Origin of the sequence: Amycolatopsis thermoflava N1165, assembly GCF_000473265.1 — a bacterium.
Lineage (GTDB): Bacteria > Actinomycetota > Actinomycetes > Mycobacteriales > Pseudonocardiaceae > Amycolatopsis_E > Amycolatopsis_E thermoflava.
The window spans coordinates 4,849,449-4,873,833 of record NZ_KI421511.1; the positions used below are offsets into that span (position 1 = coordinate 4,849,449).

The 24,385-nt window shown below is 72.5% G+C and carries 24 protein-coding genes; 14 read left to right on the forward strand and 10 right to left on the reverse strand.

The features are described from left to right. Window positions 1–97 precede the first annotated feature (97 nt). The 5 genes from AMYTH_RS0123860 to AMYTH_RS0123880 are packed head-to-tail and all read left to right on the forward strand — an operon-like array spanning window position 98 to window position 4,043. Complete coding sequence (locus AMYTH_RS0123860) at window positions 98–844, forward strand: GNAT family N-acetyltransferase (RefSeq protein WP_027932416.1); 747 nt, start codon at window positions 98–100, stop codon at window positions 842–844. Next, on the forward strand, window positions 841–1,836 hold the full coding sequence (gene cofD, locus AMYTH_RS0123865) for a 2-phospho-L-lactate transferase (protein WP_027932417.1): 996 nt from the start codon (window positions 841–843) through the stop codon (window positions 1,834–1,836). The genes AMYTH_RS0123860 and cofD overlap by 4 nt, the downstream gene beginning before the upstream one ends. Continuing rightward, window positions 1,829–3,163, forward strand: coding sequence for a coenzyme F420-0:L-glutamate ligase (locus tag AMYTH_RS0123870; protein WP_027932418.1), 1,335 nt, complete (start codon window positions 1,829–1,831; stop codon window positions 3,161–3,163). Before cofD ends, AMYTH_RS0123870 begins: the two co-directional genes overlap by 8 nt. Next, window positions 3,160–3,690: an NUDIX hydrolase gene (locus AMYTH_RS0123875; protein ID WP_027932419.1), complete on the forward strand. Its 531-nt coding sequence runs from the start codon at window positions 3,160–3,162 to the stop codon at window positions 3,688–3,690. The genes AMYTH_RS0123870 and AMYTH_RS0123875 overlap by 4 nt, the downstream gene beginning before the upstream one ends. Then, a complete protein-coding gene (locus AMYTH_RS0123880) occupies window positions 3,687–4,043 on the forward strand; it encodes a GntR family transcriptional regulator (RefSeq protein WP_027932420.1) in 357 nt (118 codons plus the stop codon). Before AMYTH_RS0123875 ends, AMYTH_RS0123880 begins: the two co-directional genes overlap by 4 nt. 66 nt (window positions 4,044–4,109) lie before the next feature. Here the strand turns inward: AMYTH_RS0123880 and AMYTH_RS0123885 are convergent, their stop codons facing one another. Both AMYTH_RS0123885 and manB read right to left on the reverse strand, forming a co-directional pair. Beyond that, window positions 4,110–5,006: a DNA-3-methyladenine glycosylase family protein gene (locus AMYTH_RS0123885; protein WP_027932421.1), complete on the reverse strand. Its 897-nt coding sequence runs from the start codon at window positions 5,004–5,006 to the stop codon at window positions 4,110–4,112. Then, window positions 5,006–6,085 (reverse strand): mannose-1-phosphate guanylyltransferase, encoded by a 1,080-nt coding sequence (gene manB / locus AMYTH_RS0123890; protein ID WP_027932422.1) that lies wholly within the window; start codon window positions 6,083–6,085, stop codon window positions 5,006–5,008. The genes AMYTH_RS0123885 and manB overlap by 1 nt, the downstream gene beginning before the upstream one ends. Window positions 6,086–6,230: 145 nt before the next feature. Here manB and AMYTH_RS0123895 point away from each other — a divergent pair, with 145 nt between their 5' ends. Further along, window positions 6,231–6,572, forward strand: coding sequence for a hypothetical protein (locus AMYTH_RS0123895; protein ID WP_027932423.1), 342 nt, complete (start codon window positions 6,231–6,233; stop codon window positions 6,570–6,572). Here the strand turns inward: AMYTH_RS0123895 and AMYTH_RS0123900 are convergent, their stop codons facing one another. Next, a complete protein-coding gene (locus AMYTH_RS0123900) occupies window positions 6,573–7,445 on the reverse strand; it encodes a glycosyltransferase family 2 protein (protein WP_084022664.1) in 873 nt (290 codons plus the stop codon). It lies immediately after the preceding gene. Between the two features lie 106 nt (window positions 7,446–7,551). Between AMYTH_RS0123900 and AMYTH_RS0123905 the strand changes: the two genes are divergently transcribed. Next, the gene (locus tag AMYTH_RS0123905) at window positions 7,552–8,085 is read left to right on the forward strand and encodes a hypothetical protein (protein ID WP_027932425.1); all 534 of its coding nucleotides are present in this window, start codon (window positions 7,552–7,554) and stop codon (window positions 8,083–8,085) included. Between the two features lie 113 nt (window positions 8,086–8,198). Here the strand turns inward: AMYTH_RS0123905 and AMYTH_RS0123910 are convergent, their stop codons facing one another. Together AMYTH_RS0123910 and AMYTH_RS0123915 are read right to left on the reverse strand one after the other, a co-directional pair. Next, entirely contained in the window at window positions 8,199–9,347 is a 1,149-nt protein-coding gene (locus AMYTH_RS0123910; RefSeq protein WP_037322659.1) for a glycosyltransferase family 4 protein, read from the reverse strand. A 42-nt stretch (window positions 9,348–9,389) separates the two neighbouring features. Continuing rightward, a complete protein-coding gene (locus AMYTH_RS0123915; RefSeq protein WP_027932427.1) occupies window positions 9,390–10,439 on the reverse strand; it encodes a glycosyltransferase family 4 protein in 1,050 nt (349 codons plus the stop codon). Window positions 10,440–10,457: 18 nt separating this feature from the next. On the opposite strand from AMYTH_RS0123915, the gene AMYTH_RS0123920 reads away from it, so the two are divergent. From AMYTH_RS0123920 to AMYTH_RS0123930, 3 genes are read left to right on the forward strand one after another with little or no spacing between them, the layout of a single operon-like run. Continuing rightward, window positions 10,458–11,363 carry a glycosyltransferase family 2 protein gene (locus tag AMYTH_RS0123920; protein ID WP_027932428.1) on the forward strand — a complete coding sequence of 302 codons (906 nt, stop codon included), beginning with the start codon at window positions 10,458–10,460 and terminating at the stop codon, window positions 11,361–11,363. Window positions 11,364–11,399: 36 nt separating this feature from the next. Next, complete coding sequence (locus AMYTH_RS0123925) at window positions 11,400–13,904, forward strand: glycosyltransferase (protein WP_027932429.1); 2,505 nt, start codon at window positions 11,400–11,402, stop codon at window positions 13,902–13,904. Then, entirely contained in the window at window positions 13,897–14,982 is a 1,086-nt protein-coding gene (locus AMYTH_RS0123930) for a glycosyltransferase family 4 protein (protein ID WP_027932430.1), read from the forward strand. Before AMYTH_RS0123925 ends, AMYTH_RS0123930 begins: the two co-directional genes overlap by 8 nt. Window positions 14,983–15,283: 301 nt before the next feature. Here the strand turns inward: AMYTH_RS0123930 and AMYTH_RS0123935 are convergent, their stop codons facing one another. Further along, window positions 15,284–16,024 carry an SDR family oxidoreductase gene (locus AMYTH_RS0123935; protein WP_027932431.1) on the reverse strand — a complete coding sequence of 247 codons (741 nt, stop codon included), beginning with the start codon at window positions 16,022–16,024 and terminating at the stop codon, window positions 15,284–15,286. A gap of 76 nt (window positions 16,025–16,100) precedes the next feature. Between AMYTH_RS0123935 and AMYTH_RS0123940 the strand changes: the two genes are divergently transcribed. Further along, window positions 16,101–16,655 (forward strand): TetR/AcrR family transcriptional regulator, encoded by a 555-nt coding sequence (locus AMYTH_RS0123940; protein ID WP_027932432.1) that lies wholly within the window; start codon window positions 16,101–16,103, stop codon window positions 16,653–16,655. A gap of 6 nt (window positions 16,656–16,661) precedes the next feature. Here AMYTH_RS0123940 and rfbD read toward each other — a convergent pair whose 3' ends face one another. After that, window positions 16,662–17,546 carry a dTDP-4-dehydrorhamnose reductase gene (gene rfbD, locus AMYTH_RS0123945; protein ID WP_209440880.1) on the reverse strand — a complete coding sequence of 295 codons (885 nt, stop codon included), beginning with the start codon at window positions 17,544–17,546 and terminating at the stop codon, window positions 16,662–16,664. Between the two features lie 2 nt (window positions 17,547–17,548). Next, complete coding sequence (rfbB, locus tag AMYTH_RS0123950) at window positions 17,549–18,541, reverse strand: dTDP-glucose 4,6-dehydratase (protein ID WP_027932434.1); 993 nt, start codon at window positions 18,539–18,541, stop codon at window positions 17,549–17,551. 107 nt (window positions 18,542–18,648) lie between these two features. On the opposite strand from rfbB, the gene AMYTH_RS0123955 reads away from it, so the two are divergent. The 3 genes from AMYTH_RS0123955 to AMYTH_RS0123965 all read left to right on the forward strand — a co-directional run bounded on the left by AMYTH_RS0123955 (window position 18,649) and on the right by AMYTH_RS0123965 (window position 22,434). Further along, window positions 18,649–19,956, forward strand: a complete 1,308-nt coding sequence (locus AMYTH_RS0123955; protein ID WP_157360658.1) for an LCP family protein — start codon at window positions 18,649–18,651, stop codon at window positions 19,954–19,956. Between the two features lie 55 nt (window positions 19,957–20,011). Further along, entirely contained in the window at window positions 20,012–21,223 is a 1,212-nt protein-coding gene (locus AMYTH_RS0123960; RefSeq protein WP_027932436.1) for an LCP family protein, read from the forward strand. Between the two features lie 512 nt (window positions 21,224–21,735). Continuing rightward, window positions 21,736–22,434: a TIGR03089 family protein gene (locus AMYTH_RS0123965; protein WP_027932437.1), complete on the forward strand. Its 699-nt coding sequence runs from the start codon at window positions 21,736–21,738 to the stop codon at window positions 22,432–22,434. Here AMYTH_RS0123965 and AMYTH_RS0123970 read toward each other — a convergent pair. Continuing rightward, window positions 22,431–22,859: a DoxX family protein gene (locus tag AMYTH_RS0123970; protein ID WP_027932438.1), complete on the reverse strand. Its 429-nt coding sequence runs from the start codon at window positions 22,857–22,859 to the stop codon at window positions 22,431–22,433. The genes AMYTH_RS0123965 and AMYTH_RS0123970 overlap by 4 nt on opposite strands. Window positions 22,860–23,125: 266 nt before the next feature. Beyond that, window positions 23,126–24,295 (reverse strand): acyl-CoA dehydrogenase family protein, encoded by a 1,170-nt coding sequence (locus tag AMYTH_RS0123975; RefSeq protein WP_027932439.1) that lies wholly within the window; start codon window positions 24,293–24,295, stop codon window positions 23,126–23,128. Between the last annotated feature and the right edge of the window lie 90 nt (window positions 24,296–24,385).

Below are 24,385 nucleotides of genomic sequence, written 5' to 3' on the forward strand. Positions count from 1 at the left end.
AAGGATCCACTACCGATCCTGGACATTACGCGCCGATGCGCGGACCTTCCAAAGTAAGGCCACCCTTAATCCGGGGATCGGCGAGCACAATGGGGACGTGGACTCCTCCGAGACGCTCGAACTCCGCTGCGCCGACGCCTGGCAGGCGGTGACCGTGGACAAGATCGGTGACTGGCGGCTTCGCGCCGCGGACGGGTTCACCGGACGCGCCAACAGCGCACTCGCCGTCGGCGACCCGGGAGTGCCGGTGGTGAGCGCCTTGGCGGCAGTTTGTGACTTCGCCCACGCCAACGGCATCCCGCCCGTCGCCCACACGGTCGTCGACAGCGCGAACGAGCGCGCGATCGAGGCCGCGGGCTGGGTGCCGAACACCGGCCACGCGGCCGGGCACCTGGTGTCCGTCCTCACCGGCCCGCTCGGCACGGGCGCCGACGAGGTGCCCGTCCTCGCCGCGCCGACTGCCGGCTGGTGGGAGCTGACCGTCGGACGGCCGGAACCGGCGGACGCCGAGCGGCACGTGCTGACCACCGGCGAAATCGGCTACGCGGTCGCCGAGGTGATGGGTGTCACAGCCGGTGCGGTGCGCGCGGCGGTGGTCGACGACGTGCTCCACATCGCCCGGCTCGCCGTCCGGCCCGGGTACCGCCGGCGCGGCCTGGCCTCGGCGTTGATGGCCGCCTGCGGACCGTGGGCGGCCGAGCGCGGGGCGACGCGGGCCGTGCTCCAGGTCGCCGTCGACAACGCCGGGGCGCTGGCGTTCTACGACCGGCTCGGGTTCGCCGAGCACCACAGGTACCGGTACTGGGTTCCGGGACCCCCGGCGTGCGAGGATCGCTCGCTGTGAAGGTTGTCGTAGTTGTCGGCGGGGTGGGCGGCGCCCGCTTCCTGCTCGGAGTCAAAGCCGCGCTGGGTCTGCCCCCGATCGGCCCTGGGGACTCGACGCACGAGATCACCGCGGTGGTGAACACCGGCGACGACGTGTGGATGCACGGCCTGCGGATCGCGCCGGATCTGGACACCTGCATGTACACGCTGGGCGGTGGGATCGACACCGAGCGCGGGTGGGGGCACCAGGGCGAGACCTGGGTGGTCAAGGAGGAACTGGCGGCCTACGGCGCCGAGCCGACCTGGTTCGGCCTCGGCGACAAGGACATCGCCACCCACCTGATCCGCACCCGCATGCTGCGCGCGGGCTACCCGCTGTCCGCGGTCACCGAAGCGCTGTGCGACCGGTGGCAGCCCGGCGTGCGGCTGCTGCCGATGACCGACGACCGGGTCGAGACGCACGTCGTCATCGACGACCCGGACGAGCCGGGCAGCCGTAAGGCGATCCACTTCCAGGAGTGGTGGGTGCGCTACCGCGCGGAGCCGCGGGCGCATTCGATCGTGCCGGTCGGTGTCGAGGAGGCCAAGCCGGCGCCGGGTGTGCTGGACGCCATCGCGGAGGCCGACGCGGTCCTGTTCGCACCGTCCAACCCGGTCGTCTCGGTGGGCACCGTGCTGGCCGTGCCGGGCGTGACGGAGGCGCTGCGCAAGACCGCGGCCGGGGTGGTCGGCGTGTCGCCGATCATCAGCGGCAAACCGGTGCGCGGCATGGCCGACGCGTGTCTGACCGCGATCGGGGTGGAGACGTCGGCCGAGGCGGTCGGCATCCACTACGGGTCGCGGCAGACGTCGGAGGACGGGCTGCTCGACGGGTGGCTGGTCGCCGAGGGCGAAACCGTGCACGTGCCGGGCGTCGCGGTGCGGGCGGTGCCGCTGCTGATGTCCGATGTGGACGCCACCGCGGCCATGGCACGCGCCGCGCTCGAACTCGCTGGAGCCGAAGTTGAGTGACCACTCCGCCGCACGACTGGAGATCCTGCCGGTCCAGGGCCTGCCGGAGTTCCGGCCGGGCGACGACCTGACCGGCGCGATCGTGACCGCCGCGCCGTGGCTGCGTTCCGGCGACGTCGTCGTGGTCACCAGCAAGGTCGTGTCGAAGATCGAGGGCCGCCTGGTGCGCGTGCCCAGCGACCCGGAGGCCCGCGACGCGGCCCGGCGCGAGCTGGTCGAGCAGGAGTCGGTGCGGGTGCTGGCCCGGTTCAACCGGACCCTGATCACGCAGAACCGGATCGGGATCGTGCAGGCCGCCTCGGGCGTGGACGCGTCCAATGTGCACGGTGACGAGATCGCGCTGCTGCCCACCGACCCGGACGCGGCAGCGTTGGCCCTGCGCAACGGATTGCGCGAGCGGCTGGGTGTCGAGGTCGCGGTCGTCATCACCGACACGATGGGCCGCGCGTGGCGGGTCGGCCAGACCGACAACGCTATCGGGGCCAGCGGGTTGCGCGTGCTGCACTCCTACGAGGGCGAGGTCGACGGGCAGGGCAACGAGCTGCAGGTGACCGAGATCGCGGTGGCCGACGAGATCGCCGCGGCCGCGGACCTGGTGAAGGGCAAGCTGACCGCGACACCGGTCGCGGTCGTGCGCGGGCTGGAGATCGCCGACGACGGGTCCGACGCGCGGAAGCTGGTGCGGCCGTCGGAGGAGGACATGTTCTCCCTCGGCACGCGCGAGGCGATCGCGCAGGGCCGCCGCGAGGCGGTGCTGGTGCGCCGGTCGGTGCGCTCGTTCACCGACGAGCCGGTCGACCCGGAGGCGCTGCGCCGCGCGATCGGCGCCGGGCTGACCGCGCCCGCGCCGCACCACACGCGGCCGGTCCGGTTCGTGTGGCTGCGCGACCGTGGGCTGCGGACGAAGCTGCTCGAGGCGATGCGCGAGGCGTGGCGGGCGGACCTGTCCGGCGACGCGTTCACCGAAGAGCAGATCGCGAAGCGGGTGTCCCGCGGCGACATCCTGTTCGAGGCGCCGGAAGTGGTGATCCCGTTCCTGGTGCCGGACGGCGCGCACACGTACCCGGACGAGCGGCGCAACGCCTGCGAGCGGACGATGTTCACCGTCGCGGGCGGGGCCGCGGTGCAGGGGCTGCTGGTGGCGCTGGCGGCGGAGGACCTCGGCTCGTGCTGGATCGGGTCGACGATCTTCGCGGCCGACGTGGTGCGTGAGGTGCTCGGGCTGGAGCCGTCGTGGCAGCCGCTGGGCGCGGTGGCGATCGGGCACCCGGTGGGCGGGCCCGCGGCGCCGCGCCCGCCGGCGCTGGACGGGCTGGTCGAGCTGTGAACCTGCACACCGATGTGGTCGAGACGCTGGAGAAGTGGCAGCCCGGGACGGCAGGGCAGGAGGCGCTGCGGCACGCGTTCCTGGGGTTCCTCGCCGCGCGCGAGGACGCGTGCCGGCGGTCGTGCGCGGCCGGGCACATCACCGCGTCGGCCGTGGTGCTGGACGCTTCGCGGTCGCACGTGCTGCTGACGCTGCATCCGCGCGTCGGGCGGTGGTTGCAGCTGGGCGGTCACTGCGAGGACTCGGACACCTCGCTGGCGGCGGCCGCGTTGCGGGAGGCGTCGGAGGAATCCGGGATGAGCGGGCTGACGATGTCGGCGGAGCCGGTGCACCTGGACGTGCACCCGATCACGTGCTCGCTGGGGGTGCCGACGCGGCACTTCGACGTGCGGTTCGTGGTCGTGGCGCCGGAGGGCGCGTCCCCGGTGCGCAGCGCGGAGTCGGACGACCTGCGGTGGTGGCCGCTGACCGCGTTGCCGCCCGGGAGCGAGGACCTGACGGAACTGATCGCGGCGGCGTGCGATTGATCGTCTCGGTCGACCCGGCGTCCGCGGTGCCGCCGTACGAGCAGGTGCGGTCCGGGCTGGCGCGGCAGATCAACTCCGGCGCGCTCGCGGTGGGCACGAAGCTGCCGACGGTGCGCGGGCTGGCGGAGGAGCTGGGCATCGCGCCGAACACGATCGCCCGCGCCTACCGGGAACTGGAGGAGGCGGGGCTGATCGAAACGCGCGGCCGGGCGGGTTCGTTCGTGGCCTCCTCGGGCGACGAGTCGCTTTCGCGGGCCCGCGAGGCGGCCGAGACCTACGCCGCGGTGACCCGGGCTTTGGGGTTGTCGGGCGAGGACGCGCTGAAGATCGTCCGCGCCGCACTCACCCACTGAGCGGAACTCACGCCCGCGAACGTGGGACTCGCGCAAGCCGCGCGAGTTCGGCGCTGGGAGTGCGCTTCACATCGCGCGGTAGTCCCGCGGCGAAAACCTCGGCCCGAACCGCGGCCGCGAGAAACCACTCGCCTCCAGGTAGCGCACCGCGCGCTGCCGCTGCGGCGCGTAGGGCGCCAGGACCTCCGCCATGCCCTCGTCGTCCAGGGGCTCGCCCACCAGCGCGTACCCGACCACCGCCGGGATGTGGAAGTCGCCGAAGCTGACCGCGTCCGGGTCGCCCCAGGCGCGCTGCGCGACCTCCGACGCGGTCCAGACCCCGATGCCCGGCACCTTCCGCAGCCACGCCCGCCCCTCGGCGCCCCGCAGCTCGACCGCCTTCTCCAGCCGGTGCGCCACCTGCGCCGCGAAGATCAGCGCCTTCCGCCTGCTGTGGTCCACCCCGGCGCGGTGCCACGTCCAGTCCGGAATGGACAACACAGCCGCGGGCGTCGGCGGCACCCGCATCCCCGCCGGGGCCGGGCCGGGCGCAGGCTCGCCGAACCACCGGCACAGCTCCCGCCACGACCGGCGCGCCTCGAACCCGGTGACCTTCTGCTCCAGCACCGCGGGCACCAGCACGTCCCACACCCGCCCGGTCGAGCCGAGCCGCAGCCCGGGCATGCGGCGCCGCACCTCGGCGATGCGGTCGTGGTGCGAGACGAACCCGCTGTCGTCGTCCTCGGCGCCGACCAGCGCGGGCACGCCGTCGAGCAGCCGGTCCGCCCCCGGGCCCCACGCGGCGGCCTCGATCTCGCCGTCCGGCAACCGCCGCAGCGCCAGCGTTCCCGGGCCGTCTGCGGTGTTGCCGGTCAGCCACGTCCGGCCGTAGTCGTCCGCCCGCAGGCACGGATCGCCCTTGCCCCGGCGCAACGGCCGGAGGACCGCGTCGAGGTCGAGGGGGAACGGCGGGCGGTAACGCATCAGGCGTCGCTGGAGAACCGGATCGAACCGTCGGGCAGGGTCACGTCCGGCCACACGCGGGCGCCGTCGAGCAGCTCGCACCCGGCGCCGACGACCGCGCCGTCACCGAGGACGACGCCCTTGAGCACGGCGCCCTTGCCGACGCGCGCGCCCACACCCAGCACGGAGTTCTCCACGACCGCATTCTCCGCCACGGACACCCGGTCGAACAGCACCGACCCGCTGATCCGCGCGCCGGACGCGACGTGCGCCCCGGCGCCGACCGTCGAGCCGCCGGTGACGGCCGCGTCCGCCGCGACCTCCGCGCCGTCGAGGACCAGGGCCTCGCCGACCGGGCCGGGCAGCGCCGACGTGGGGGCGAGCCCGCGCACCAGGTCCGCGCTGCCGCGCACGAACGCCTCCGGGGTGCCGACGTCGAGCCAGTAGGAGGCGTCGACGAACCCGTGCAGGTGCGCGCCGCCCTCCAGCAGGCCGGGGAAGGTCTCACGCTCGACCGACACGCGGCGGCCTGCCGGGATCGACTCCAGCACCGGGCGGCGGAACACGTAGCAGCCGGCGTTGATCTGGTCGGTCGGCGGGTTGGGGGTCTTCTCCAGGAAGGCGGTGACGCGGCCGTCGGCGTCGGTGGGCACCGAGCCGAAGCGGCTCGGGTCCTCGACGCGCTGCAGGTGGAGCGTCACGTCGGCATTCGTGTCGAGATGGGTCTGGACCAGTGCGCGGAGGTCGGCGCCGGACAGGATGTCGCCGTTGAAGATGACGGCGTGGTCGGCGCGCAGGTGGTCCGCGACGTTGCGGATGGCGCCGCCGGTGTCCAGCGGCTCGTCCTCGACGACGTACTCGAGGTCCAGCCCCAGCGACGCGCCGTCGCCGAAGTGCTCCTCGAACACCTCGGCGCGATAGGACGTGCCGAGCACCACGTGCCGGATCCCCGCGGCGCGGATGCGGGACAGCAGGTGCGTCAGGAACGGCACGCCCGCCGTGGGCAGCATCGGTTTCGGGGCGGACAGGGTCAACGGCCGCAGGCGGGTTCCCTTACCGCCGACGAGCACCACGGCATCGACATCAAGCTCCGATGTCACCTCGAAAAATCCTTCCCGTTATCACGCTCCGGTGGGCGACAAGCCGCGGGAAACAATGACGGCGACGGCCCGGAGGGCCTACCCTAGACAGCACACGGAGGGCCCCGTTCGGAGAGGGCCCACGTCGAGTCGGGAGGCCTAGGGGATGGACCCCCGCGATCGAGCGGATGCTCTGCTGGCCAGGGCACAGTCCCGTGGCGCGTTCGTCGTGACGCCGGACGCCGCGACCTCGCCGATGGACGCTTCGACCACCCAGCAGATCCCGCGGAACGTCGTGAACGAGATCGACAACGACGACCCGGACACGACGGCCGTGGTACCGTCGTCGGTGATCGAGTCGGTGCAGGGCAGCCTCGCCGCGTCGAAACCGGACACCCACGTGAACATGACGCCGGTGCAGCCCGAGGAAGAGGTCGACGGTCTGGTGCCGACGACCAAGACGCAGACCGGGAACTCCGATTTCGCGCGGCGGCTGGAAGGCCTGTGACTACTTGCCGCGCGTCTCGAACTTCAGGCGCAGCTTGAGACCGAGCTTCACCGCGGCGAGCACCGGCTTCCAGGCCGGGCCGCGGTGGCGGTCGGCGAGGTAGCGGTAAGCGCTGTCGTGGTGGGCGGCCAGCATCTTCTTCGGCGCGCGGGACGTGGCCTTGCCGCCGATGTGGGTGACCGTCGCCGAGGGCACGTACACGTTGTGCCAGCCGGCGCGGCCGATGCGGTCGCCGAGGTCGACGTCCTCGAAGTACATGAAGTAGCGGGTGTCGAAGCCGCCGACCGAGTCCCACGCTTCGCGGCGGATGAGCTGGCACGAGCCGGACAGCCAGCCGGAAGTGCGTTCGCTGGGGGCGGCGTGTTCCTGGCGGTAGGCGCGGGTCCACGGGTTGGCTGGCCAGATCTTGCCGAAGACGGCGTGGCCGACGCCGCGGCCGAGCGAGGGCAGCAGGCGGGCGGAGGGGTAGACGGTGCCGTCGGGGTCGCGGATGAGCGGGCCGAAGGCGCCGCCGCGGGGCCAGCGCTGCGCGGCCTCGACGAGCGTGTCCAGCGAGCCGGGTTCCCACTCGAGGTCCGGGTTGGCGATGACGATCCAGCCGTAGCGGTCGTCGAGGGTGGCCACGCCGCGGTTGGCGCCGCCGCCGTAGCCGAGGTTCTCGCCGATGCGCAGGACGTGGGTGTTCGTGCGCTTCTCGGCCCGGTCGAGGGCGTCGTCGGTCGAGTCGTTGTCGGCGACGACCACGTGGACGTCGCGGGTGCTCGCCTTTTCGAGGCTGTCGAGGAAGCGGTCGAGGTCCTCACCGGGGAAGTACGTCACGACAACCACGGCGACCCCGTCGCCGTAACGGCTCGGCTCGGTCACGCGGGCCATTGTGCCCCCACTACGCATCGTGAAGGGGCAGGCACCCCTTGGTTCGCTGCCGCGGCAGTCCGCTACCGCTTGCAGTTGTCCGGCTACCGGTCGCGAGAATTGCCGGATGCCGGTCCACGCCTTCATCGACGAGTCTGTCCGCGACAGCCGCTACTACCTGTGCGTCGCGGTCCTGGACCCAGCCTGCCTCGCGGAGACGCGCAAGCAGCTGACCGCGCTCCTGCTGCCAGGCCAACGGGAGCTGCACTTCAAGAAGGAGAAGCCGCCGCGCCGTCGCCTGCTCGCCGACCGCATCGGCGGGCTGAGCGCTGCCACTTCGGTGTACGTGACGGCAAGGACGCGAAAGACCGAGGAACAGGACCGGCAGCGCTGCCTCTTCGAGGCCGTGCGGGATCTGGTTTCGGCTCGGGCGCACCGGGTGGTGATCGACAGTCGCGAGGAGCAAGACCGCCACGACCAGACGACGATCTACCGGGCGCTCGGCGGCAGACCTTCGGACACGGGAGTCAGCTACGAGCACCTCGACTCGGCTGCCGCGCCCCTGCTGTGGATCCCTGACGCGGTCGCTTGGTGCTACGGCGCGGGAAGCGACTGGCGCCGCCGGGTGATGCCCGTCGTGCACCAGGTCATCGAGCTCTGAACAGCGCAAAGCCCGTGACACGACCGTCCGGACGCACCACGGGCTCACTTCTCGGCCCTACGGGGGCCTCGCGTCAGTGACTATACCCCATCCGGCCGAACAGCGTCCAACGGCTACTGCTCCCGCTGGTGCAGGTGCCACGCCTTGGCATACGCCTCGCGGTGTTTGTCGGCGCTGGTGGCCCACGAGAACTCCTTCGCGCGCCTCTGGGCGGCCGATGCGAGGGACGCCCGGCGCGCGGGGTCGTCCAGCAGCTCGCCCAGTGCCACCGCCACGTCGCCGGGGCCGACGCCGCAGTACGCGACCGCGTCGCCGCCCACCTCGGGTAGCGACAGGCGCCGGGTGGTGAGCACGCAGGCCCCACAGGCCATCGCCTCCAGGACCGGCAGTCCGAACCCCTCGCCGAGGCTCGGGTAGGCCACCAGCTCCGCCCCGCCGAGGAAACCCGCCAGCGAGTCGAACGGCAGGTACCCGGCCCGGATCACCCGCAAGCGCAACGGGGCCGCCGCCAGCGCCTTCTCCACCTGCGTGTCCCAGCCCGGCTGACCGGCCAGCACGAGCGCGGGCGGGTCGGGCCGGTTCTCCACCGCTTTCACGAAACCCCGGATCAACGCGGGCACGTTCTTCCGCGGCTCCAGCGCCCCCAGGAACGCCACGTACGGCATCCGCTCCAGGCCGATGGCCGCCCGCGCGGCCCGCACCTCGTCCGGCGTCGGCGGGTGGAAGCGCTCCACATCGACGCCGTGTTCGATGATCTCCGGCTGCCGCCGCGGACGGGCCACCCGCGCCAGCTCCGACGCGGTCGCCTTCGACGGCACCACGCACAGCGTCGCCCGCTGCAGCGCCGTCCGCGTCCACCCGCGGAAGAACCGCGCCTTCACCGACGAGTGCAGCACGGCGTCGGTGAAGAACGTCGCGTCGTGCAACGTCACCACCGACGCCGACGGCCCCGCCAGCGGCATCGTGTAGTGCGGCGAGTGCACCACGTCCACCCCGAGCCGCCGCGCCAGCGACGGCAGCGTCGTCTGCTCCCAGATCAGCCGCGCGGTGCGCGTCGCGGTGGACTGGACCGCCGGGACGACCCGCGAGCGCGGCGCGAGCCGGTCGAAGAGCCGGAAGTCACGCGGCTGGCAGACCACGGTGATCGGCGCGCCGCCCTCGTCCAGCGCCGCGACCAGCGAGTCCACGTAGCGCCCGACCCCGCCGCGATCCGCCGGCACGGCCGTGGCATCGATCAGGACGCTGGGTTCGCCTCTTCCCACTCGTGCAGGGTACGGCTGATCGGGATCGCGGTGGTCAGGAACTCACGAAGTGGCGCGGTCGTGAACCGCCCACACGGCCCGGGCCGCGGTCGCCCAGGAGAAGGACGCAGCCCGCGCCCGTCCACGAGCGACCAGGTCAGCGGCGAGTTCCGGACTGGACAGCACCTCACGCAACGCCGCCGCCAGCGCCGCCGCGTCCCCGCGCGGGAACGCCTTCCCCGCTCCCCCGGCGACCTCGACCAGCGCTGGAGCGTCCGAGTGCACGACCGGCACCCCGGCGGCCATCGCTTCCAGCAGCGGCAGCCCGAACCCCTCCGCGACGCTCGGCGCCGCCAGCACGGACGCGCGCCGCAGCACCGCGGCGAGCGAAACGTCGTTCAACCGTCCCAGAACCCGCACGTCCGCCCGGTTCCCGCCCATCGCGACCGGGTCCAGACCACCCCAGCCCGGCTGTCCCGCCAGCAGCAGCGGCACACCGAGCCGCGCCACCGCCTCGACCAGGACGTCGATCCCCTTGCGCGGCTCGATGGTCCCGATCGCCAGCACGTATTGCTCCGGCACGTCCACTTCGGGCAGGTCGTCGCGGGTGAACACGGCCGCCGCGCCGTGCCCGGCCACGGTCACCGGCACCTCGACCGGCACCCGCGCGCGCAGGTCGTCCGCCACCGCCCGCGTCGGCACGACGAGCCCCGAAGCATGCCGGGCTGCCCGCGCGATCACCGCGCGGTGCCAGCGCACCCCGCGCGGCGTCAGCGTTTCCGGGTGCGTCCACGGCACGGTGTCGTGCACGGTCACCGACAACGTCCGGCCGCGCGGCACCCGCGCCGGGGCCAGCGGGGTCGGCGCGTGCACGGCGTCCCCACCCGGCCAGTACGGCAACCCGGCCTGCCACGCCGCGACCAGCGCCCGCGGCGGCAACGGCAGCATCCGCGCGCCCGGCAACCCCTCCGCGTGCCGCGCGGTGACGGCCGACACCGTCCACCCTGGCGGCGCGGTCTCGGTCAGCGCGCACAGCAGCTCCGCGGTGTAGCGGCCCGTCCCGCCGGGCACGGGCGCGAGCAACTGCTCGGCGATGACCACGAGTTCCGGCACGGCCCGTATTCTCCCGGTGTGCCGATCCGCAGCACCGTCGTGGTGGTCACCTGGCGCGGTGCCGCGCACATCACCGCCTGCCTGGACGCCCTCGCCGCCCAGACGCGCCCGCACCGGCTGCTGGTGATCGACAACGCCTCCGACGACGGCACCGCCCGCCTGCTCGCCACGCACCCGTCCGCGCCGGAGGTCGTCCGGCTGCCCCACAACGTCGGCTACGCGGGCGCCACGGCACACGCCTTGTCCGAAGTGGACACCGAGTTCACGGTGTGGCTCAACGACGACGCCGCCCCCGCCCCCGACTGGCTCGCCGAGCTGGAGGACCACGTCGGCGACGCCGCGGCCGCCGGATCGCGCCTGGAGCACGCCGACGGCCAGGTCCAGTCCCTCGGCGTGAACCTCACCGCGGACGGCCACGGCTACGACACCACGGAGACCCCGGCCTTCGGCTTCTGCGGCGGCGCCGCGCTGATCCGCACCCGCGTCCTCCGCGAAGTGGGCGGGGTGCCGGCGAGCTTCTTCTGCTACTACGAGGACACCGACACCGCGTGGCGGCTGCGGCTGGCCGGGCACGACATCGTGACGGTCCCCACGGCCCGCGTCACACACCGGCACGGCGCCAGCACGAACCCGGGATCCGAGAGCTTCCACCGGTGGAACGAACGCAACCGGCTGCTCACCCTCCTGCGCTGCGCCCCGGCCGCGATCGCCGCGCGCGAGCTTGCCCGGTTCGCCGCGATCACCGCCCTGCTGCCGCTGAAGCGCCACGTGCCGGAAGCGCCCAATTTCCGCCTGGGCCTGCGGTGCCGTGTGCTCGGCGAAGTGGCCCTCCGGCTGCCCGGCGCACTTGCCGCGCGGAAGTCGATCACGCGCCGCTCGACGGTCGGCCGAGGCGCGGTCTGGGCGGCCTGGACCTCCCGATAGTCTCTGCGGACATACGGCGAGTACGGAGGTCGGGCGTTGGTCCAGGGGGACACACCACTGCCGCTGGTCTCGGTGATCTTGGTGAACTACCGGGGCGCGGAGCACACGATCGCCTGCCTGCGCGCCCTGCGCGAGGACCTCGACTACCCGGAGCTCGAGGTGCTGGTCGTCGACAACGCCTCGGGCGGTGACGACGTCGCGCGCATCAAGGCCGCGGCCGGCGACGCCCGGGTGATCGAGTCCGGCACCAACACCGGCTTCGCGGGCGGCTGCAACCTCGGCGCCCGGCACGCCCGCGGCAGCGTGCTCGCGTTCCTGAACAACGACGCCCGCCCGGACGCGGCGTGGGCGAAGGCGGCGGTCGACGTGCTGCGCGCCGAGCCGACGGTCGCCGCCGTGGCGAGCAAGGTCCTGGACTGGGACGGCACCGGTGTGGATTTCGTGGACGCCGGTCTGACCTGGTTCGGCATGGGCTACAAGCGGCACGCCGGCGGTCCGCTGGCCGACGTCGCCCCGGGCGAGCACGACGTCGCCAAGGACGTGTTGTTCGCCACCGGCTCGGCGATGTTCGTGCGCGCCGAGGTCTTCCAGGCGCTCGGCGGGTTCGACGAGCGCTTCTTCATGTTCTACGAGGACGTCGACCTGGGCTGGCGGCTCAACCTGCGTGGCTGGCGCGTGCGGTACGTGCCGGAGTCGGTCGCCTACCACCGCCACCACGGCACGATGTCCGAAGTGGACGCCCCGGACACCGGCCGGGAGACGTTCCTGTTGGAGCGCAACGCTCTCGCCGCCCTCTATAAGAACCTCTCCGACGAGACGCTCGCGAAGGTGCTGCCCGCCGCGCTGGCGCTGGCCGTACGCCGCGCCACCGCCCGCGGCGAGCTGGACCCCACGCAGCTGGACCTCGCCAAGGCCGGCCCGGTCGAGACCGCGCCAGTGGCGATCCCGCGCACCACGCTCGCCGGGGTGCTGGCCATCGACCAGTTCGTGGAGCTGCTGCCGTCGCTGGCCGAGTCACGCGCCGCCGAGCAGGCCGCGCGCGTGCGCACCGACGCCGACCTGATCCCGTTGATGCGCAAGGCGATGGAGCCGGCCTATCCCCTGCCGCGTTACCTGGACGCGCACGACATCCTGGCCGACGTCTTCGGCATCGAGGCCGTGTTCGGGCAGCGCCGCAAGGTCCTGGTGATCACCGGTGACGCGATCACCGACCGCATGGCGGGCCCGGCGATCCGGGCGTGGAACATCGCCACCGTGCTGTCCGCCGAGCACGACGTGCGCCTGGTCACGGTCAACCCGCTGGCCGCGCCGCCGCCCGCGCCGTTCCCGGTGAGCGCCGCGAAGAAGCGGGATCTGACCGAGCCGGTCGAGTGGGCGGACATCGTGATCCTGCAGGGCCACGTGCTGGAGATGGCGCCCGCGCTGAAGGCGCAGGACTCCAGCAAGATCGTGGTCTGCGACCTGTACGACCCGATGCACCTGGAACTGCTGGAGCAGGGCAAGAGCGCGCCGGACGACCGTCGTGCCGCGGACCTGGCCGGCGTGACGCGGGTGCTGGACGCGCAGCTGCTGCGCGGTGACTTCTTCCTGTGCGCGTCGGAGCGGCAGCGCCTGTTCTGGCTGGGGCACCTGGCCGCGCTGGGCCGCCTGTCGCCGCGGCTGTACGACGCGGACCCGACCACGCAGTCGCTGCTGTCGGTCGTCCCGTTCGGCCTGTCGCCGGAGCCGCCGGTGCGGACCGGTCCTGGCCTGCGGGCGACGCTGGACATCGACGGCGCCGACCGGGTCGTGCTGTGGGCGGGTGGCGTCTACAGCTGGTTCGACCCGCTGACGCTGGTGCACGCCATCGACCGGCTGCGGCAGCGGCGGCCGGACGTGAAGCTGGTGTTCCTCGGCATGAAGCACCCGAACCCCGAGGTCGCCGAGATGGACATCGGCGCGCGCACGATCCACCTCGCCGACCGGCTCGGGCTGACCGACAAGCACGTCTACTTCAACGAGCAGTGGGTGCCCTTCGGTGAGCGGCAGAACTGGCTGCTCGACGCGAACTGCGGCGTGACGACGCACTACGAGCACGTGGAGACCACGTTCGCGTTCCGCACCCGCGTGCTGGACTACCTGTGGGCGGGGCTGCCGATCGTGACCACGGACGGCGACGCGTTCGCCGACCTGGTCCGCGACGAGAAGCTCGGTGTCGTGGTGCCCGCCGAGGACGTGGACGCGCTGGCCGACGCACTGGAGCGGGTGCTGTACGACGAGGATTTCGCCGCGGAGTGCCGGGCGCGCATCGAGGTCGTGGCGCAGCGGTTCGCGTGGCCGACCGCGCTGGCGCCGCTGGTGGAGTTCTGCCGCGACCCGCGCCCGGCGGCCGACCGGCTGATCGGCGCGGCTCCGCTGACCGCGGAGGTGCCGCCGCGTGGCGCGGAGGCGGTGCGCCGGGATCTGGCCCTGGTGAAGGAGTACCTCGCCGACGGCGGCCCGAAGGAGCTGGCGCGCCGGGTCGCGGGCCGGGTGCGGAAGGTAGCCCGCCGTCGTGGCTGAGCGAGCGCTCCGGGTCCTGCTGGACGGCACTCCGTTGCTGGGTGACCGGACCGGCGTCGGGCGCTACACCGCGTCCCTGGCCGAAGAGCTCGCCTCCATGTCCGATGTGGACATGCGCGCGGTGGCGTTCACCTTGCGCGGCTGGCGGCGGTTGCGTTACGTGCTGCCGCACGGCGCGCGGGCGCGGGGCATGCCGGTCGCCGCGCGGATGCTGCGCAAGGCATGGTTGCGGTCGACGTTCCCGCCGATCGAGCTGTTCGCCGGCCGCGCCGACGTCGTGCACGGGACGAACTTCGTGCTTCCCGGCTCGGTGCGGGCCGCGGGTGTCCTGACCATTCATGATCTGGCGTTCCTGGACGCGCCCGGCGAGTTGCCGCCCAGCGACCGCGAACTGCCGGAGCTGGTGCGCCGCGGCGCCGCCCGCGCCGACGTGATCTGCACGCCGACGGCCGCGGTGGCGGACGCGGTGGCGACCCGGCTCGACGTGGACCGCGGCAAGGTCGTGGTGACGCCGCTCGGCGTGGACGCGGCGTGGTTCACCGGCCGCCCGCCGGACGAGCCGATGCGGGAACGCCTCGGGTTGCCGGAGCGGTACCTGTTGTTCGTCGGCGCGGCCGGCCCGCGCAAGGGCATGGACTGGCTGCTGAGGGCCCACGCCGCGGCCGAAGACCTGCCGCCGCTGGTGTTTTCCGGGCCGGGTCCCGCGCCGGGCACGCCCCGCAGCCGCCGCCTCGGCTACCTGTCCGAACGGGACCTGCACAACGTGATGGCCGGGGCGGCCGCGCTGGTGCTCCCGTCCCGGGACGAGGGTTTCGGCCTGCCCGTGCTGGAGGCGCTGGCCTCGGATGTGCCCGTGGTGTGCTCGGACATCCCCGCGCTGAGGGAGATCTCCGGCGGCTTCGCGCGGCTCGCACCGTACGGCGAGGTGGACGCCCTGATCACCGCGCTGCGCGAGGCCGTGGCGGAGTCGCCGCTGGCGTCGAGGTCCGTGGAGCGCCGTGCCCACGCCGCGAGCTTCACGTGGCGCCGCACAGCGGAGACAACGCTGGCGGCCTACCGCCAAGCCACCGAGCGTTAGCGCAAACCCCACGCCCCGAACACACCCCGAGCTGGGTGGTCATCCCGTCGCCTGACACGCAACGATCACCTTGAGCCAGGGCCGCAACCCAGCCCGCCACCCGCAGGCCGAACATGCCAACCTTGCGGCCCTGGCTCAAGGTGATATGCACAAACCGGAAGGCGACGGGATGACCACCCAGCGTCCACCTCGCCAAGGCAAGACGAGGCACCCAACCCCTGGTCATCCCGGAGCCTGCCCGTCCGGCGAGGACTCTTTTGATCTTTAAAATCGCCGCCAACACGGCGAGCCGCCCAAACCGTCACCCCTGCCGCACAGGCCGAATGACCAGCTCCCCGATCTCCACGTCGTCCGGCTGCTCGATCGCGAACGCGATCGCCCGCGCCACGGCCTCCGGAGCGATCCCCATCTCGGCCATGGCCCGCTGCGCCGCCTCCCGCTGGTCCGGGTCGGCGACGTTGTCGACGAGTTCCGTCCGCACGTACCCCGGCGAAATCGCCGTCGTCCGCACCACCCCGTCGGTCGACTCCTGCCGCAACGCCTCCAGCACCGTGCGCACCGCGTTCTTGGTGCCCGCGTACACGGCCTGCGTCGGCACGATCTTCAGCCCCGACGTCGACACCGTGGTGACGAAATGCCCCCGCCCCTGGCTTCGGAAGACCGGCATCGCGGCGGCGATCCCGTACAGGACGCCCCGCACGTTGACGTCGATCATCGCGTCCCAGGCGTCCACCTCCAGGTCGGCGACCGGCGCCAGGCTGGCGATCCCGGCGTTGCTCACCAGCACGTCGAGCCGCCCGTACCGGTCCACCGCCAGGCCCACCAGCTCCGCGAGGTCGCCCCGCCGGGTGACGTCGACCTCCAGCATCTCCGCACGACCGCCGTCGCCCCGGATCCGGTCCACCAGCGACGCGAGCCGGTCGCCCCGCCGCGCTCCCAGCACGACCGCCGCCCCGCGGTCCGCCAGCTCGATCGCCGTCGCCGCCCCGATACCGCTGCTGGCGCCGGTGATGGCGACGACCTTGCCGTCCACTCCGCTCATCGGATGACTCCCCACTAAGCTGACAACTGTCCGCTTAACGGTACCGGACAATTGTCCGCTTGAGGAGGTGGCCCCCGTGGGAAGCCGTGAGCGCAGGTCGGACGCCGTCGCCAACCGCGACCGCATCGTCCAGGCCGCACGGGCCGAACTGAGCGGTTCCGACGGCGGCGAGCTGAAACTGCACGCGGTCGCCAAGGCGGCCGGCGTCGGCCAGGGCACCCTCTACCGGCACTTCCCGACCCGCGAGCACCTGCTGGCCGAGGTGTACCGGCACGAGCTGACCCAGCTCGTGGACGCGGTGGCGCCGCTGCTGGCGGAGCACGCCCCGCTCGACGCGCTGACGCTGTGGATGCGGCGGCTGATCGAGTACGCGCGGGTCAAGCGCGGCGTGATGGCGGCGATCGAAGCGTCGGCGTGGCAGGACCTCTACGCGGACCAGCACCACCGGCTCGACGACGCGCTCGGCACGGTGCTCGACCGCGGCAAGGCCGCCGGGGAGGTGCGCGCGGAGGTCGACGCCGCGGACGTCATCCTCCTGCTGGGCGCCCTGTCACGGGTGCCGGAGGCGGAGTGGGACGCGCGGGCGCACAAGATCGTCGCGGTGATCGTCGACGGTCTGCGTCCGCGCTGACGCCGGCTACTTCCCGGCGAGGTAGTCGTGCAGCGCCTCGCGCCACGGGCGCAGCGGCGTGAGCCCGGCCTGCTGCCACGCCTCGTTGGACAGCACCGAGTAGGGCGGCCGCGGCGCCGGCCGGGGGAACTCCGCCGTCGTGCAGGGCTTCACCCGCTCCGGATCGGCCCCGAGCTCCTCGAAGACCGCCCGCGCGAAGCCGTACCAGGTGGTCTCCCCGGCGTTCGTGCAGTGCAGCACCCGCCGCTGGGGCGCGCGCCCGCTCACCACCGCCCGGCCGAGGTCCAGCAGGCCCGCGGCCAGATCGGCGGACCAGGTGGGCGACCCGCGCTGATCGTCCACAACGGACACCGTGTCGCGCTCGCCTTCCAGGCGGCGCATGGTTTCCACGAAGTTCGCCCCGCCGGCGCCGTACACCCACGCCGTGCGCACCACCCAGGCCCGCGCCCCCGAACCGAGCACGGCGTCCTCACCGGCCGCCTTCGTCCGGCCGTACGCGCTGCGCGGACCGAGCGGGTCCTCCGGCTCGTAGGGCCGGGACGAGTCGCCGGGGAAGACGTAGTCCGTGGACACGTGGATCAGCGGCACCCGCCGGGACGAGCAGGCCGCGGCGAGCACCCGGGCGCCGTCCGCGTTGATCCGGAACGCCCGCGACTCGTCGGTCTCCGCGGCGTCGACCGCCGTGTAGGCCGCCGCGTTGATCACCAGCGGGCTGCGCCCGGCCTCCGCCGCCTCGGCGGCCAACGCGTTCACCGCGGCGATCACCGAACCGGCGCTCGTCACGTCCAGTTCGGCCGACGACGGCGCGACCACACGCACCTCGGACGAGGCGAGCGCGGTCAGGGCGCTGCCGAGCTGCCCCGTTCCGCCGGGCACCAGCACACTGAGCATCGTCACTTCCCCACCAGCGCGGCGCGCCGCTTCAACGGCTCCCACCACGCCCGATTGTCGGCGTACCAGCGCACCGTATCGGCCAGACCCGCGTCGAAGGAAACCTTCGGCGCGTATCCCAGCTCGGTGCTGATCTTGGTGATGTCCACGGAGTACCGCCGGTCGTGGCCCTTGCGGTCGGCGACCTGCTCGACCCGCTCCCAGCCGACGCCGACCGCGGCCAGCAGCCGCTCGGTCAGCTCACGGTTGGTCAGCTCGGTGCCACCACCGATGTTGTAGATCTCGCCCGGACGGCCGCCCTCGGCCACCAGCTGGATGCCCGCGCAGTGATCGTCCACGTGCAACCAGTCACGGACGTTCAGCCCGTCGCCGTACAGCGGCACCGTGTGACCGTCCAACAAGTTGGTAACGAAAAGCGGGATGACCTTCTCCGGGAACTGATACGGCCCGTAGTTGTTCGAACACCGGGTCACGCACACGGGCAGCCCGTGCGTCCGGAAGTAGGACCGCGCGATCAGATCGGAGGACGCCTTCGACGCCGAGTACGGCGAATTCGGCTCCAGCACGTGGTCTTCCGACCACGATCCGCTTTCGATCGAGCCGTACACCTCGTCCGTCGAGACGTGCACGAACTTGTCCACCCCGGCGTCCAGCGCGGCCTGCAACAGGGTCTGCGTGCCCAGCACGTTGGTCAGCACGAAGTCGGCGGAGCCGAGGATGGAGCGGTCCACATGCGACTCGGCTGCGAAGTGGACGACCAGGCCGACGCCTTCCATGACCTCGGCGACCACCTGCGCGTCGGTGATGTCGCCGCGCACGAACCGCAGCCGCGGCGAGTCCGCGACCGGCGCGAGGTTCGCTTCGTTGCCCGCGTAGGTGAGCTTGTCGAGCACCACCACCTCGGCGTCGGCCAGCGCCGGGTACGCGCCGGAGATCACCTGCCGGACGTAGTGCGAGCCGATGAAACCCGCGCCCCCGGTCACCAGGACCCGCATCGCCTTCTCCTCCTCAAGATCGTCACGGACCAGCCCACGACCGCTTCACTCACCCGAACAGTAATCTGGACGCATTCACTCGGGTCGGGGGCTGGGAGGGAGCGAGTGTGACCGACGGGCTTACCACCCGCCTGGACGCCGCGGACGAGGTCACGTGGCCCGCGCGGCCCATCCCGTCTCCCAGACGGCGGCGCAACCGTATCGCGATCATCGCGCGCCGGGGCGGCAAACTCGTGGTCGCGCTCGTGTCGGTCGCGGTGCTCACCGTGACCTGGTACGGCTGGCAGTTCATCGGCGACCCGAACTCTGGCCTGTCCACCACCCAGGTCTTCGACGAGGAGCTGCACGCGGTGCCGCTCGACGGCGCGGTGGACATCCTGCTGGTCGGCATGGACAGCCGCACCGACGCGCAGGGCAACCCGCTGCCGCGCGAGGTGCTGGACATGCTGCACGCCGGCGAGTCCGACGGCGAGAAGCAGACCGACACCATGATCCTCGTGCACATCCCGCAGGACGGGCGCCGCGCGGTGGCGATCTCGTTCCCGCGCGACTCGTGGGTCGAGCTGGCGGGCGGGTTCGGCAAGCACAAGCTCAACGGCGCGTTCGTCTACGCCTACAACGACCGGTTCCGGGAGCTCCAGCAGCAGGGCGCCGACCTGAAGTCGGCCGACGAGCAGGCCAAGGTCGCCGGCCGCAAGAACCTGATCGCCACGCTGGAGACGTTCATCGGCAAGCCGGGCATGATCGACCGCTACGCCGAGGTGAACCTCGCGAGCTTCTACGAGGTGACGAAGGCCCTCGGCGGCGTCGAGGTGTGCCTCAAGGCGCCGGTGCGGGAGCGCAAGTCCGGCGTCGACCTGCCCGCCGGGCGGCAGACCGTGGAAGGTGTGCAGGCGCTGGCGTTCGTGCGGCAGCGCTATGACCTGCCGGGCGGCGACCTGGACCGCATCGGGCGCCAGCAGGCGTTCCTGTCCGGGCTGGCCCGCAAGATGCTCTCCCGCGACGTGCTGGCCAACCCCGGCAAGCTCTCCGACGTGATCACCGCCGTGAAGAAGTCCGTCGTGCTGTCGGACAACTGGGACCTGCCGGAGTTCGCGGCCCAGATGCGCGGGCTCAACGGCGGCAACATCGAGTTCCGCACCATCCCGGTGGTCGGCAACGCGGTCATCGGCGGCGCGGACGTCGTGCGGGTCGACCCGCAGGCCGTGCACGCGTTCGTCGACCAGCTCACGTCCGACGGCAGCGAGCGGACGTCCTCCTCGGTCGCGCCCACGTCGTCGGCGTCCAGCGCGCCGCCCACCTCGAGCCGCCGGGCGAGTTCGTCCGTGGCGGCGCCGCCCAGCTCACCGGCCCTGACCTCGTCCTCCCCCGCGCCGCCGCCCATCACGGCGGGTGACGTGCCGTGTGTGAACTGACCTCCCGGTGCCTTAACCTGGTCCCCAGGGGCTGACGAGGGGGGAGACCACGGGGATGGACGACGACGAGCCGAAACCGACGCCGTTCCCGCGGTCGAAGGATCCGGCCGACGAGCCGCGGGCCGAGCCACGCCGCCGTCGCCGCCCGTTCCGGGCCACCGGGAAGACGCTGATCGCGCTCGTGTCGGTGTTCGCGCTGGCGGCGACCGGGTATGCGTGGGCGACCTACCACGAGGTGCAGGGCAACGTGCACACCACGGACGCCCTCGACCTGCCGGACGACAAGCCCGCGCCGCCGGCCGACGACGGCGCGGACGACATCCTGCTGGTCGGCGCGGACGCCCGGACGGACATGCAGGGCAACGCGCTGCCGCTGCAGGTGCTCAAGACGCTGCGCACCGAGCAGACCAGCGGCGTGAACACCGACACGGTCATCATCGTGCGGCTCCCGAAGAACGGCGCGAAGCCGTACGCGGTGTCGATCCCGCGGGACACCTGGATCGACGTGCCGCGCGGCGGCCAGGGCAAGATCAACTCGGTGTACGGCGTCGCGAAGCAGGCTAAGGCCGACGAGCTGCGGCGCTCGGGCAGGCGCGACGCGGCCGGCGTCGAGCGGGACTCCGACCAGGCCGGGCGGCAGGCGCTGGTGCAGGCCGTGCAGGACTTCACGCAGGTGCGGGTCGACCACTACGCGGAGGTCAACCTGCTCGGGTTCTACCTGATCACCGAGGCGCTCGGCGGCGTGCAGGTGTGCCTGAACCACGCGACCGAGGACAAGGACTCCGGCGCCGACTTCCGGGCCGGGGTGCAGACCGTGTCCGGTGGCGAGGCGTTGTCGTTCGTGCGGCAGCGGAAGAACCTGCCGCGCGGCGACCTGGACCGGATCGTGCGGCAGCAGGCGTTCCTGTCCTCGGCGCTGCACAAGGTGCTGTCGGCCGGGGTGCTGGCGAACCCCGGCACGCTCGGCGAGCTGACCGACGCGCTGCACCGGTCGCTGGTGCTCGACCCGGACTTCGACCTGCTGCAGTTCGCGGACAAGGCCAAGGGGCTGGCCTCGGGGGACGTCACGTTCACGACGATCCCGGTGGTCAAGATCGACGGCCGCAGCCCGGACGGCGAGCAGAGCATCGTGGAGGTGGACCCGGTCGCGGTGCGGCAGTTCTTCGCGGGCCTGGCCGGGCGGAGCGCCGGATCGGGCGGCGGCGGGGCGTCGCCGGGCGCGGCGGCGGTGCAGGCGGTACCCGCCGGCGTGACGTGTGTGAACTGATCACCGGATCGGTGCGACCGGACCACGCAGCTCACGACCAAGCCGGGCACGCCCGAGGACCGGCCGACGACCGAGCCGGCTCCGGGCACGCAGCTGCCCACGGCCCGGCCCGGAGGCCGAGTGCCCCGCCACCCAGCCAGCCCCAGTGACCGAGCAGCCCACCACCCAGCCGGCCCCGGTGGGCTGCCGCCCGGCACACGACCAAGCCGGCCCCCACGGTGGTCCTCACGACCGCGCGTAGGTGAGCCGCGCTGCTCAAGCTGTACCTCGCCCGGCCGCGGCTGTTCCACCACGACGCGCTGGACGCCTACGAGCGCCGTGGGCAGTGCCGCGATCGTCGTCGCGGCCTACGGCACGGGCCCGGCGAACCGGTCCGCCCCTCAGACCCGGTGGTGCCGCCGCCACGCCGAGCGCCGTGCCGTCCCGCACCCGACCACGTCGCCATCGGACGCTTCACCCCGCGCGACCACCCCGCAGTGATCCGAGGCGGTCCGGGAGGCAGAATCGGCGGCGTGAGCCTGACCGACGCGTTGTTCCGACCCCTGCTCGCCCAGCCGGGGAAGCCGCTGATCACCCACTACGACGACGCGGCGGGCACCCGGGTCGAGCTGTCGGTGGCGACCACCGCGAACTGGGCGGCGAAGACGGCGAACTGGCTGGTCGAGGAGTTCGACGTGGAGCCGGGCGACCCGGTGGCCGTGGTGCTGCCCGCGCACTGGCAGACGGCGGGCGTGCTGCTGGGCGCGTGGTGGTGCGGCGCGGAGGTGGTCGCTTCGCCGGCCGGGGCGCGGGTGGCGTTCGTGGCGCCGGGCGGTTCCGGTGCGGGCGCCGAGTCGACGGCGGTGGTGGCGCTGGACCCGATGGGCCGCGGGCTGACCGCGCCGGTGCCGGGCGCGCTGGACTACCTCAACGAGGCGCGCGCGTACGGCGACGACTTCAGCCCGATGATCCCGATCGCCGGTGACACGCCGGCGCTCGCGGGGTCCACTGTGGACGAGGTGCTGACGGAGGCGCGTTCCCGGGCAGGCGCACTGGGTTCCAGCGCGCGCGTGCTGTCCACTGTGGAGTGGAGCGTGCCGGAGGGGGTGCTGGGCGGCCTGCTGACCCCGTTGTCAGCGGGCGCCCACCTGGTGCAGATCTCCAATCCGGACCCGTCGAAGCTGGACGACCGCAGGGCCGCCGAGCGGACGACGGTCGACCTGCTCGCCTAGGCGGTCTGCAGCTCGGCCTTGCGGGCCCGGCGCCGCCCGACGAGCAGATGGTCGAGCGAGAGGCGTCCGCCGTTGAACCCGAACGCGAGGGCCGCCGCGCCGAGGACGAGCACGAGTTCGTAGCCGCCCTGACCGGTCAGGCCTGCGTCGAGGTGCACCCAGAAGATCGCGCCGACCATGTCCACGGCGAACAGCACACCCAGGACGGGCAGCGCGGCGCCGAGGATGAACGCGACCGCGCCCACGGTCTCGATGACGATGAGGAAGAGCGCGGACAGGGTGGGCAGCGGCACGCCGATGCCGCTCATCATGGCGGTGACCCCGTCCAGGCCGGCGTCCCACTTCTGCAGGCCGTGCGCGAGGAAGACCACCCCCACCGCCACCCGGCCGATCAACAACGTCACGTCCTTGACCCGGTCGAACATCGCAGCTCCCCGTTCTGGTTGAAGTTTCAACTAGCAGGGTCGACGGTACCGGAGCCAGGTGAGCGGATTGTGAAAAACCCACATTCTGGACATGAACGCGTGAGCAGGCGCACACAGCGCGTCGGCGTCCCCGTTTCCTCGTCGACCGCCCAGCGGCCCGCCTGCGCCTCTCCGAACAGATGTTTCGCGCAAGTCGCAGGAAAGGGCACAAAAAAACGCGGCGTCCGAGCCAACGCCCGAACGCCGCGCCAAAAAACCCGCGGGAATCAGCCCTTCAACAGAGCCCGCGCCATCACCATGCGCTGGATCTGGTTCGTCCCCTCGTAGATCTGGGTGATCTTCGCGTCGCGCATCATGCGTTCCACCGGGAAGTCGCGGGTGTAGCCGGCGCCGCCGAAGAGCTGGACCGCGTCGGTGGTCACCGACATCGCCACGTCGGATGCGTAGGACTTCGCCGCCGAGGCCATGAAACCGGCACGCGCGTCGCCGCGCTCGGTGGCTGCCGCGGAGGCGTACACGAGGTGCCGGGCGGCCTCGATCTTCGTGCCCATGTCCGCCAGCATGAACTGCACGCCCTGGAACTCACCGATCGCGCGACCGAACTGCTTGCGCTCCTTCACATACGCCACGGCCGCGTCCAGCGCGCCCTGCGCGATGCCCAGCGCCTGCGCCCCGATCGTCGGCCGGGTGTGGTCGAGCGTGCGCAGCGCCGTCTTCAGCCCGGTGCCCGGCTCGCCGATGATCCGGTCCGCCGGGATCGTGCAGTTCTCGAAGTAGATCTCCCGCGTCGGCGAACCCTTGATGCCCAGCTTCTTCTCCTTCGGGCCGACCGAGAAGCCCGGGTCGTCCTTGTGCACCACGAACGCCGAAATCCCGTTCGACTTCTTCGGCGCGTCCGGGTCGGTCACCGCCATCACCGTGTACCACGTCGACTCGCCGGCGTTGGTGATCCACGCCTTCGTCCCGTTCAGCACCCAGTGGTCACCGTCCAGCCGGGCCCGCGTGCGCATCGACGCGGTGTCCGAACCGGCCTCCCGCTCCGACAACCCGTAGGAGGCCGTCGCCCCGGCCGCGATCTCCGGCAGCACCAGCTTCTTCAGCTCGGCCGACGCCGACAGGATGATCGGCTGCGTCCCCAGCTTGTTGACCGCCGGGATCAGCGACGCCGACGCGTCGACCCGCGCGACCTCCTCGATCACGATGCACGCCGCGATCGCGTCCGCACCCTGCCCCTCGTACTCGTCGGGGATGTGCACCGCGTTGAAGCCCGAGGCGTTCAGCGCCCGCAGGGCCTCGACCGGGTACCGCTCCTGTTCGTCCACCTCGGCGGCGTAAGGTGCGATCTCCTTCTCCGCCAGCGCACGCACGGCAGCACGCAGCTCCTCGTGCTCCTCGGCCAGCTGGTAGAGGCCCGGGGTCTCCGACACCTTCGTCACCTTTCCTCGCACGGGTAAGAAGTCCGCCGTCCATGTTAGTAGTCGTTCACCAGCCGGAATTGTGTTCTGGGCCGCACCTTCGCTCTATGG

Bases quoted from the DNA above. Each gene is read 5' to 3' on its own strand.
- AMYTH_RS0123885 (WP_027932421.1), bottom strand. From the start codon at position 5,006: ATGCGTTACCGCCCGCCGTTCCCCCTCGACCTCGACGCGGTCCTCCGG.
- AMYTH_RS0123895 (WP_027932423.1), top strand. From the start codon at position 6,231: ATGGACCCCCGCGATCGAGCGGATGCTCTGCTGGCCAGGGCACAGTCC.
- AMYTH_RS0123900 (WP_084022664.1), bottom strand. From the start codon at position 7,445: ATGGCCCGCGTGACCGAGCCGAGCCGTTACGGCGACGGGGTCGCCGTG.
- AMYTH_RS0123905 (WP_027932425.1), top strand. From the start codon at position 7,552: ATGCCGGTCCACGCCTTCATCGACGAGTCTGTCCGCGACAGCCGCTAC.
- AMYTH_RS0123935 (WP_027932431.1), bottom strand. From the start codon at position 16,024: ATGAGCGGAGTGGACGGCAAGGTCGTCGCCATCACCGGCGCCAGCAGC.
- rfbD (WP_209440880.1), bottom strand. From the start codon at position 17,546: ATGCTCAGTGTGCTGGTGCCCGGCGGAACGGGGCAGCTCGGCAGCGCC.
- rfbB (WP_027932434.1), bottom strand. From the start codon at position 18,541: ATGCGGGTCCTGGTGACCGGGGGCGCGGGTTTCATCGGCTCGCACTAC.
- AMYTH_RS0123960 (WP_027932436.1), top strand. From the start codon at position 20,012: ATGGACGACGACGAGCCGAAACCGACGCCGTTCCCGCGGTCGAAGGAT.
- AMYTH_RS0123970 (WP_027932438.1), bottom strand. From the start codon at position 22,859: ATGTTCGACCGGGTCAAGGACGTGACGTTGTTGATCGGCCGGGTGGCG.